This window comes from Burkholderia sp. KL41, assembly GCF_057005415.2.
The window spans coordinates 1,287,893-1,297,318 of the sequence record NZ_CM189268.1 but is presented as its reverse complement, the minus strand read 5'-3'; the positions used below and the strand labels follow the sequence as shown (position 1 = coordinate 1,297,318).

Sequence of the window (9,426 nt, the reverse complement as noted above, 5' to 3'; positions counted from 1 at the left end):
CGTAATGTCCGGATAAGGTCACCTTGTTGAGAGCGGACTTTATACCTTTTCGCGGCGACGGGCAACGCCCTTGTTCCTGCTTTACTTGCACTATCTCGGCTAACCTTCAGATACAAAAGGAAAATATTCGATCAGACGATCTTTTCGGGGCCCCATATCCATCTACCTTTCGATCAAAATGCTTCCCACAAGCTGCTACCTTTCATGCCCGGTCACGGAAACCCGGCACGGGATTTGCCCTCGCCAAGGTAACCATCCATGGGAAACAGATGTGCAGAATCGAGATCGTTGGGCACATTCATGGTGCCGTGCAGCACAGTCTCGTTTTCCTCCCATAACTTGCTACCTTCATCGATTCCCACAGGAGGGTACCTTTCAACCGGTCTTGATTGCATGGATGCCGCAGACAGCTCCCATAAACGGCAACCCTTCGGTTTCCCCATAACAGGTTACCTGTCCGTGCCGTCGATCCTGTCCATGGGAACCAACCACTGGAAAATTTGGAAAAAGGCAGTCAGGCGGCCCCGGATGCTACCCATAACCGGGTACCTTTGAAGCGCCCCATAACCGGCTACCCAAGAAAAATCACTGTGCATTCAGGCATCTACGGATCAAAAAAATGCCCCATAAAAGGCTACCTGCATACGTTCCCATAGACGACTACCCAACGTGTTCTGTGGCCGATTTCCCATAACCGGGTACGCTTGCCCCATATCCACAACCCTGACTCCCCACAACCCGGTACCCCAAACCCCAAATCCACAGACCTGAAACCCCAGACCCTTACACCTGTGCTCCCATAAATGGGTACCGAACACCTGTCAAACCCTTGTGGGATAAGGCTGTGAGCCGTCTAAAAGTAGTTAAAGAAGTAAACGTCGTTAACAAAAGATGTAAACACACGTGCGCGTCCACAGAAAGACGAACCCCATAAACCGCTACCATTGAGTAGCCGTCTATGGTGTTACAGGCACCTCAAGGCTTCGATTCAGGCCTGGGAAACAGTGGCCGGGCTCCTCATTTCGCACAGGTTCCAGGCCCAACAAGGCTTCCAGTAGAGGTGAGTACATACTCACATCGACTGAAACGTAGAAACTTATGGGAGAAAAACGGGAGGAAACTGCCCGTTTCCAGGTACAGGTTCCCGTTTATGGGATCGAAAAACCGTCCCCGTAGTCTTGCGAATGCACGTTATCGACGGGCAAAGTCGATCGGCGGCCGGAAACATAGATCTCTTCGGTTTCGTTCACAGCAGTTTGAAATCATCCGCTACGGCTGGCGGAGGAATTTTTACACTCAGGCCTCCTTGTCTGCGAAGAAAGTTCTCCGATCGTCGGCTCGCGTCTCCGGTCAAACCCAGCCTGTCGGCTGTGCACAGAGAAAATCGGCGCGACTCGCTTCGCCGCGCCCGGGGCATCCAACTTTCTACCTTTGGCTCCATCAACCGAAAATCAATGCTGTGCCTCCCGTCCACAACGAGAGGCCCTGGAACGGCTTTCCAGAGATCAAGTAGGGGGCAGCATCATTTGCACGCGCCGCCGGGTCCTGGGTCGATCCAGCATGCGTCGCGGGCCAACGTGAAGATGGAAGGATCACGACGCTCACCACAGTCGAATTCGCGCGATGATCCCGAACATTCTCACCTTTCGACACTTTCGAATCTCGTAAAAGCTCGCCGGCCTGACACGGCCGCAGGTATCGGCATGCTGTGCGGGCGGCAATGCTCGTCACGATGCGCTGAGGCCAAGGTCGCGGAATGAAAATCCTGTGTTTCGGGCACGCCGTCCGATACGTTCCTGTGCTGAATCGGCCGGATCTCACCCTGCCGCGACATCATTTCCGCGGACCACGTTCGCCCGACGACCGTGGTGACATCCGCGCGATGCCGTCAGCGCAATCGTGAAGCGGTCCCGGCCGATGTCTTCACCGTAGGCAAGGTCCACGCTTTTCGTCATACGGACCACACGGCGACCGTATTTGCCCACTAAGGCAGCCCTTGGGATCACAGTTCGGCGATTGGTTGCCGGATCGAACTGCACACGCTGTGTGCGATGCAATCGTGCTTGCCTTGGTCTCCGTAACACCGAATCGTGGTCGTTTATGGGAGGAGCCGTCGCTTGAACCACGTCGACCGGCAACGTGACACACAGTTCGACTGCTGCGACTGCCGCGACTGCGGTGATCGTGATCGGCCGAATGACGATCACGTCCAAGGTGAGCGCGCCGGCATCCCCACCTATGAAACAGTCATGGGTATTTCGCATCGCACCTTCATACATCACTCGTCCGCGTCTTCAGGGCTCGGGTACATCACCGGTTTCCGGCTCCCGCAATGGCGCGATCCACACTTTCCGTCCTGTCAGTGACCATCCCGGTCGAGTGCCGTCCACGTTTTCTCCCATACGTGTATCCCCGAACTCCGTTGCACGTTGACGCCATATTTTTCACGACGCGGTTATGATGCACAGGTCCCGGATGCGGCATGACAACCGACCGGGGCAGGGGCGGTATCTCGATGGTCTTCCAATCCGTGATAAACCAGAAAAGAGAGTTCAGCGATGCGAATCCAGATCAGAAAACTCACGTTGGCTGCTACCGCAGCCGCGTTCCTGTTCGGCTCGGCAGTTCCCGCGTTTGCGCAGACCGACGCCAGCGCGTCCGCTGCACAGGACGCCAAGGCAGCGAAGAGCCAGGCACGCAAGGCGGCCAGGGCCCAGCGCAAGGCAGAGCACAAGGCTGCGCGTGCGAAGAACAACGCCGAGCTGAAGAAACTCGAAGATGCCGGTTACAAGCCGGCGGCCAATGATCCGAACTATCCGCAGAACCTGCAGAACGCGGAGAAAAAAGCCGGCATCGGCGCAAGCCAGTAAGCGTCGTCCGGCGGCAAGCCACGGATCGATCCGTGGCTTGCCGCATGCGGCCCCGTTCCACGGCGCACATCGAACGCAGCAATCCCGGTATCGACGAAGACAATACGCAATCCAGTCGCTTGCGTTATTTGATTCGCATTCCTGCATTTTGTGGCGCGTGCCACCCGCACACCGACGCGGTCAGTTCCGCCCGCCCGGCACAGCCGCATTTCCCGTCACCCTCAGCCAGTCCTTGAACGCCCGTACGGCGTCGTCGTTCGCGCGTGCGGAGGCGACGTACGTGAAGTAACGCCACGGCGGCAGCGCCGGTTCGCGGAACGGCTGCACGAGCCGACCTTCGGCGATGTCGTCCGCGACGAGCGCGATCGGCCCCATCGCGACGCCGAGCCCGTCGAGCGCGCCCTGGAGCGTCAGGTAGAAATGCTCGAGCGTGAGCGAGTGGCGCGGCACGAGATTCGGATGTCCGGCTGCCGCGAGCCATTCAGGCCACATGCCCGGATAAGTGGCCGCGTGCAGCAGCGTGAAGCCGGCGAGATCGGCGGGTGTATGCAATGGTCGCGCTTCCAGCAGCTTCGGTGCACACACGGGCAGCCGGACTTCCGACAGGAATTCCTCGGCAACGTAGCCGTCGATGGCCTGCGGGCCGCCGCGCACAATCAGGTCGACCTTGTCGCGCAGCTTGTCGATCGGCTCGTTCGACGTCGACAGTCGTACCTCGATGGCTGGATGGGCGACCTGAAACGACGACAGCTTCGGCACCAGCCAGCGCAACGAAAACGTCGCGGGTGCACTGACGCGCAGCACGCGCTGCTGCGCGTGGCCGAAATGCTGCGCGGTGGCGAGCGCGATCCGGTCGAACGACGCACCGACCTCGGCGAGATACGCGCGGCCCGCGTCGGTCAGCTCGACCCGCCGGTTATGGCGTTCGAACAGCGGCCGTCCGAGCCACGCCTCCAGTTGCTGAACGTGCCGGCTGATCGCGCCGTGGGTCACGCACAGTTCGTCGGCGGCCAGCGTGAAGCTGCCGTGGCGCGCGGCGGCTTCGAACGCGCGCAGCGAATTCAACGGAGGGAGGCGTCGGGCCATTGCATCATTTCGCGTGATATTTACTCACGCGATGGTTCAGGTTTAATCGTTTGATCGGGTGCTCAAGCTCCGCCAATATGGCACACAAACGGCCGGCTCGGCCGAACGATTGTCTGAATTTCTCACATGGAGTGCGGAGCATGCCGAACGTGGTGGTCGTGGGCGCCCAATGGGGCGACGAAGGTAAGGGACGCGTCGTGGACTGGCTGGCGGCACAGGCCGATCTCGTCGCGCGCTACAACGGCGGCCACAACGCAGGTCATACGCTGGTCGTCGGCGGCAAGACATACAAGCTCGCGCTCCTGCCGAGCGGCATCGTGCGCGGCAAGCGCGGCGTGATCGGTAACGGCGTGGCGCTCGATCCGGAAGCCTTGCTCGCGGAAATCGCGCGGATGGCCGAACTCGGGCTGTCGGTGACGCCGGACAACCTGTCGATCGCCGAGAATGCGACGCTGGTGCTGCCGATCCACCGTGCGATCGACCAGGCTCAGGAGCGTCTGCGCCGCGAGCCCATCGGCACCACGCTGCGCGGGATCGGGCCGGCCTACGAGGACAAGGTCGGGCGTCGCGGGCTGCGCGTCGGCGATCTCGCGGAACCGGGCCGGCTTGCCGCCAAACTGGATGTGCTCGTCGACCATCACAACGCGTGGTTCCGCGGCCTGGGGCTCGACGAACATTCGCGCGATGCGATGCTGGCAACGCTCGCCGACCTCGCGCCGCGAATCCTGCCGTTCGTCCGCCCCGTCTGGGCCGATCTCAACGACGCGACCGACCGTGGCGAGCGCATCCTGTTCGAGGGGTCTCAAGCCGTGATGCTGGACATCGACTGGGGCACGTATCCGTTCGTGACGTCGTCCGGCACCGTTGCATCGGCGGCGGCGGCCGGCACGGGGCTCGGCGCGTCGAAGCTCGGCCACGTGCTGGGCGTCACCAAGGCGTACGCGACACGGGTCGGCGGCGGCCCGTTCCTCACCGAACTGTCCGACGCGACCGGCGAAACGCTGCGCGCGCGCGGGCAGGAGTTCGGCGTGAATACCGGCCGGCCGCGCCGCTGCGGATGGCTCGATGCCGCGCAGCTGCGTCAGGCGGTCAGGATTTCGGGCATCGATTCGCTGGCGCTCACCAAGCTCGACGTGCTCGACGGTTTCGAGTCGATCGAGCTGTGCGTCGGCTACGAACTCGATGGCGTGCGGGTCGATCATCTGCCGGCAAGCCTCGATGCGCAGTCGCGTGCGAAACCCGTGTACGAGCGGTTCGACGGCTGGCGCGGCACCGTGAAAGGGGTACGCGAACGCGCGGCGCTGCCGCGCGCCGCGCAGGATTTCATCGCGCGCGTCGAAGCGGTCGCGGGCGCACCGGTATCGATGATCACGACCGGCGCGGAGCGCGACGACACGATCGTGTTGCGCAATCCGTTCGATGCGCCCGCCACGGCCTGATCCGCCATACATGACGTGAATCGTGCGGCGACACCGTGGTCGCCGGGTAGTTTTTGCCGATTCGGTGCGGTTAGCTTGCCGGCGCGTCGGGACGTCATGCACACGAACCGGACGACGCGTGCAGGGCGGCCCGGCGACACGATTCGGCATCCGGATCATGCCGCGTACGGCGAACTGGACACGTCTGCACCGCTGCTGTACTGTTCCGCACAATTCGCGCCAGACCGGCCCGCGCCGGAACCGCCGGCACCATGGCCGCACGGTGGCGCGACGTGATCTCAATCCCGGGGACAGGTCGATGGACACGTTACAGATGATGCGCATTTTCGTCCGGGTTGCGGAAGAGGGCAGCTTCACGAGCGCGGCCCAGCGTCTGGACATCACGACGGCCTATGCATCGCGGTCGGTCGCGCAGCTCGAGACGCATCTGCGCACGCGCCTGCTCAACCGCAGCACGCGCCGCATCGCGCTGACCGATGCCGGGCAGCGTTATCTCGACCGCTGCCAGCGCATCCTCGGCTATATCGAAGAAGCGGAAGCCGAGGCGGCCGATGCACAGGCGAAGCCGTCCGGACGGCTGCACGTTCATGCGACGACGAGCTTCGGCCAGGCCTACGTGGTGCCCGCGGTCGTGCGTTACCGGCAGCGTTATCCGTCGGTCGCGGTCGAGCTCACGCTGTCGCAGCACGTGCCCGACATCATCGACGAAGGCTACGACGTGTCGCTGCAGTTGAGTGCGACGGAGCTTCCCGATTCGGGGCTCGTGTCGCAGCGGCTCGGCGAGGTGCACAGCGTGCTGTGCGCGTCGCCCGCATACCTGAAGGAGCGCGGTACGCCGCGGACGGTGCGCGAGCTCGACGGCCACGCGTGCCTGCAGATCGTCACGCCCGTATTTCCGCGCGATCGCTGGCATCTCGACGGCCCCGATGGCCCCGAGACGTTCGACCTGCCGTTGCCGGATTTCCAGGTGAACATCGCCGATGCGCTCGGCGCCGCATTGCGCGCCGGCCTCGGCATCGGTTCGCTGCCGATGTCGTCGGCACTGCCCGCGCTGGCGAGCGGCGCGCTGGTGCGCGTGCTGCCCGACTACCGTTTGCAGAAGCTGACCGTCTACACGCTGTACGCATCGCGCCAGTATCTCGATGCGAAAATCCGCACGTTCGTCGATTTTCTGCGTGAATGCGTACCCGAAATGCTGTCCACCGACGAGGCTGCGCTGAACGCTTCCTGCACGTCCTGAAGTCGCGCCGTCGGCGCGTGAGGATGACGCTGCGTGTCAATCGAACCAATAATATGCAGTCCTGTATTTAAACCGGGTATCGAATTCATCTGCACGACCGGCTCGACCAAGGATGCGCGAGTAACTGGCAGGCCTTTATGAAAGTACTTGCTTTCGATATCGAACATCGTAGGTTCGGTGCATGGGTGCCGCGCACGTGACGTGCGTGGCCTACGGCGCGACGCGGGATAGCGGCACCGCCTGGTCGCGCAGCTTCACGACATCGCGGCCTGGCGCATCGCCGAAGAGGCGTGCGTATTCGCGGCTGAACTGCGACGCGCTCACATAGCCGACACTGCGGCACGCCTGCTGCGCATCCATTGCCGACAAGCACATCAGGCGGCGTGCCTCCTGCAGCCGCAGCATTTTCTGGCATTGCAACGGGCTCATCGACGTGACCGCGCGGAAGTGGTGATGGAACGTCGACGGGCTCATGTCCACCTGTCGCGCGAGCGATTCGACCGTCATCGGATCGAGGTAGTGGTCGCGGATCCAGGCGACCGCACGCGAGATGCGCTGGGTCGTCGAGTCGTCCTGGCCGACCTGCGCGACGCGCGCACCCGACGGGCCGCGCAGCAGCCGGATGAGGATTTCGTCGACGATCAGCGGCGCGAGCAGGTCGATGTCGTCGGGGTGTGCGATCAGTTGCATCAGCCGCACGACGGCGTCGACGATTTCGGGCGGCGCATCGTGCGTGTCGAGTGCGCCGCAGTCGACGGCCTTCGGCAGCCCGCGCGGAAACACGCGTGGTGTGAGCGTCGCGATGCGGGCCGGGTCGAGTTCCAGTTGTGCGTAAAGGAACGGCTCGGCCGGGCTCGCGCGCGTCACGCGGCCGGTGACGGGCAGGTCGGCAGTCGTAACCAGCATCCGCGATTCGTCGATTACGTAGGCGGCGTCGCCGACCCGTGTCGATTTCGCGCCTTGTCCGACGATGCTCAGGCACGCGTGGTGCACGCCATGGTTCCAGTGTGGCGGTGACGCGGACACGCGTGCGATGCGCAAGCCACGCACCGGGAGTTCGAACGTGCCGTCGTGCGGTGCATAGGCGGCGATCAGCGCAGCGAGCCGGGCCGTGGGCGACTGAGGGTCGTGATCGGGTGTGGTGCGCTGTAGCGGCGTCGTTCGGGCGTCGATTTCCATATTGCGTGAGCGGATGACCGAGGGGGCGGTGCGAGGTGCGCGACTGCGATTCCCTGTCGGTGTCCCGGCAGGTGGCTGGCACGGCGGTCACATCGTACGGCGAGTCGCGCGCACGTGATTGCCTAAATCTGTCGGAAACCAGCCCGATCATCCGGATCTGCACGGCCGGCGGCTGCATCGCCCGGGGTTGTGCAGTGTGCAGCGCACAAATTCGGAAATTAAGGCAAAACAATCGCAGGATCAGGCAAGCCAATTTCCGGCGGTTTTCATACCATTGCACCTGCTGAAAGAAACGTGTTCCAGTGCGCTCGGGCGATGCGGGTATGAGCGTCGCCAGGCCGGCGCATGCCGCCGGCGTTGCCGCTGTGAATCGCTGCAAGAGACTCAGGACTGCTATTCGAATATTCGTGCATCGGGCCAGCCGAGGCCGGCTTGCGTCCGTTGCATGCCGGTGCGCGTCCGGCGCGAGCGCACCGACCGATCCGGCGTGGCCGGCGTCGGTGCCACCGCATTGGCCGGGCCGTCACATGTCGGTCGGGACGCGGCAGCGGATGTGCGCGTCCAGGCGGCCGACCGCGCAGGGGAATCCGGACAAATGGACCAACTTCAATCGATTCGGGCATTCGTGACGGTGGCAAGGGAAGGCGGTTTTCGCCGGGCGGCGACGCGGCTGCGCGTGTCGACGGCGATGGCGAGCCGGCTGGTCGATGCGCTCGAGACGCGCCTTGGTGCACGCCTGCTTCAACGCAGCACCTGCCACCAGTCGCTGACGGAAATCGGCGAGTTGTATCTCACGCGCGTCGAACGGATTCTCGGGGCGATCGACGAGATCGACGGTCGTTTCGTCGCGATGGGCAGCAAGCCGGAAGGCGCGCTGCGCATTGCCGCGCCGGTCGCGTTCGGGCTCAGCCAGTTGAGCGCGTTGCTCGATCGTTTCGTGAGCCGGTTCCCGGACGTGCGGCCGACCGTGACGCTGACCGACGCCCATGTCGATCTGACATCCGAAGACATCGACGTCGCGTTCCTGACCGACGGCATGCCGGTGACAGGTGCGCACGCGTTGCACACGCTGGCCTCTTACGAATCCGTGCGCGTCGCAGCACCGGGTTATGTCGCCGCACACGGCGGCGCCGCTGCGTCGGGCGACTGGCCGGATCTTGCGGCCGTGCGGCTCGATCTGCCGGCCGCCGGCGGCGACGATGCGGCTGCGTTCCGGCCCGACGCGACGCCCGGCGGCAGTCAGGGCGTCGGCCATCTCGAGATGGCACGGCGGCTGGCCGTGGCCGGCATGGGCGCCGCGGTGCTGCCCGCGTATCTCGTCGACGCCGATCTGGCGGACGGCGCGCTGGTGCGCGTTGCACCGGTTCACTCGCTCGCGCCCGTCACGCTGAAGCTCGCGCATGCGCGTACCGCGCGTCTGCCGGCCGCTGCACGGGCATTCATCGAATTTGCCGGCACCGCGTTCCGGCCCGCGAGCTAGCGGCCCGGTTGGTCGCCGCGGCAACGCCCGCCCGCCAGTGACGCGGGCTCATGACGCTTTTTCCACGGAAGCAGTTCGACGAACGAACGCTCCGCAGGGCGCAACGAACGCCCGACATACGCAACCGCATCC

General features: G+C 63.7%; 7 protein-coding genes. 5 read left to right on the top strand and 2 right to left on the bottom strand.

Annotated features, from left to right (window positions below; genetic code table 11):
- Positions 1-2,117: 2,117 nt before the first annotated feature.
- Positions 2,118-2,366 carry a hypothetical protein gene (locus tag PQB87_RS39850; RefSeq protein ID WP_489244741.1) on the top strand — a complete coding sequence of 83 codons (249 nt, stop codon included), beginning with the start codon at positions 2,118-2,120 and terminating at the stop codon, positions 2,364-2,366.
- Between the two features lie 192 nt (positions 2,367-2,558).
- The gene (locus PQB87_RS39845) at positions 2,559-2,870 is read left to right on the top strand and encodes a hypothetical protein (RefSeq protein WP_021163674.1); all 312 of its coding nucleotides are present in this window, start codon (positions 2,559-2,561) and stop codon (positions 2,868-2,870) included.
- A 180-nt stretch (positions 2,871-3,050) separates the two neighbouring features.
- On the opposite strand, the gene gcvA is transcribed toward PQB87_RS39845, so the two are convergent.
- Positions 3,051-3,956: a transcriptional regulator GcvA gene (gcvA, locus tag PQB87_RS39840; RefSeq protein WP_059685505.1), complete on the bottom strand. Its 906-nt coding sequence runs from the start codon at positions 3,954-3,956 to the stop codon at positions 3,051-3,053.
- A gap of 140 nt (positions 3,957-4,096) precedes the next feature.
- Here gcvA and PQB87_RS39835 point away from each other — a divergent pair, with 140 nt between their 5' ends.
- Both PQB87_RS39835 and PQB87_RS39830 read left to right on the top strand, forming a co-directional pair.
- Positions 4,097-5,395, top strand: a complete 1,299-nt coding sequence (locus PQB87_RS39835) for an adenylosuccinate synthase (RefSeq protein WP_060349502.1) — start codon at positions 4,097-4,099, stop codon at positions 5,393-5,395.
- 298 nt (positions 5,396-5,693) lie between these two features.
- The gene (locus PQB87_RS39830) at positions 5,694-6,635 is read left to right on the top strand and encodes a LysR family transcriptional regulator (protein ID WP_042978100.1); all 942 of its coding nucleotides are present in this window, start codon (positions 5,694-5,696) and stop codon (positions 6,633-6,635) included.
- 210 nt (positions 6,636-6,845) lie between these two features.
- Here PQB87_RS39830 and PQB87_RS39825 read toward each other — a convergent pair whose 3' ends face one another.
- On the bottom strand, positions 6,846-7,814 hold the full coding sequence (locus PQB87_RS39825) for an AraC family transcriptional regulator (protein ID WP_111939609.1): 969 nt from the start codon (positions 7,812-7,814) through the stop codon (positions 6,846-6,848).
- Positions 7,815-8,409: 595 nt separating this feature from the next.
- Between PQB87_RS39825 and PQB87_RS39820 the strand changes: the two genes are divergently transcribed.
- Positions 8,410-9,294 carry a LysR family transcriptional regulator gene (locus PQB87_RS39820; protein WP_021163681.1) on the top strand — a complete coding sequence of 295 codons (885 nt, stop codon included), beginning with the start codon at positions 8,410-8,412 and terminating at the stop codon, positions 9,292-9,294.
- Positions 9,295-9,426 lie beyond the last annotated feature (132 nt).

Coding starts and splice junctions, on each gene's coding strand:
- PQB87_RS39845 (WP_021163674.1), top strand. CDS start 2,559: ATGCGAATCCAGATCAGAAAACTCACGTTGGCTGCTACCGCAGCCGCG.
- PQB87_RS39835 (WP_060349502.1), top strand. CDS start 4,097: ATGCCGAACGTGGTGGTCGTGGGCGCCCAATGGGGCGACGAAGGTAAG.
- gcvA (WP_059685505.1), bottom strand. CDS start 3,956: ATGGCCCGACGCCTCCCTCCGTTGAATTCGCTGCGCGCGTTCGAAGCC.
- PQB87_RS39820 (WP_021163681.1), top strand. CDS start 8,410: ATGGACCAACTTCAATCGATTCGGGCATTCGTGACGGTGGCAAGGGAA.
- PQB87_RS39830 (WP_042978100.1), top strand. CDS start 5,694: ATGGACACGTTACAGATGATGCGCATTTTCGTCCGGGTTGCGGAAGAG.
- PQB87_RS39825 (WP_111939609.1), bottom strand. CDS start 7,814: ATGGAAATCGACGCCCGAACGACGCCGCTACAGCGCACCACACCCGAT.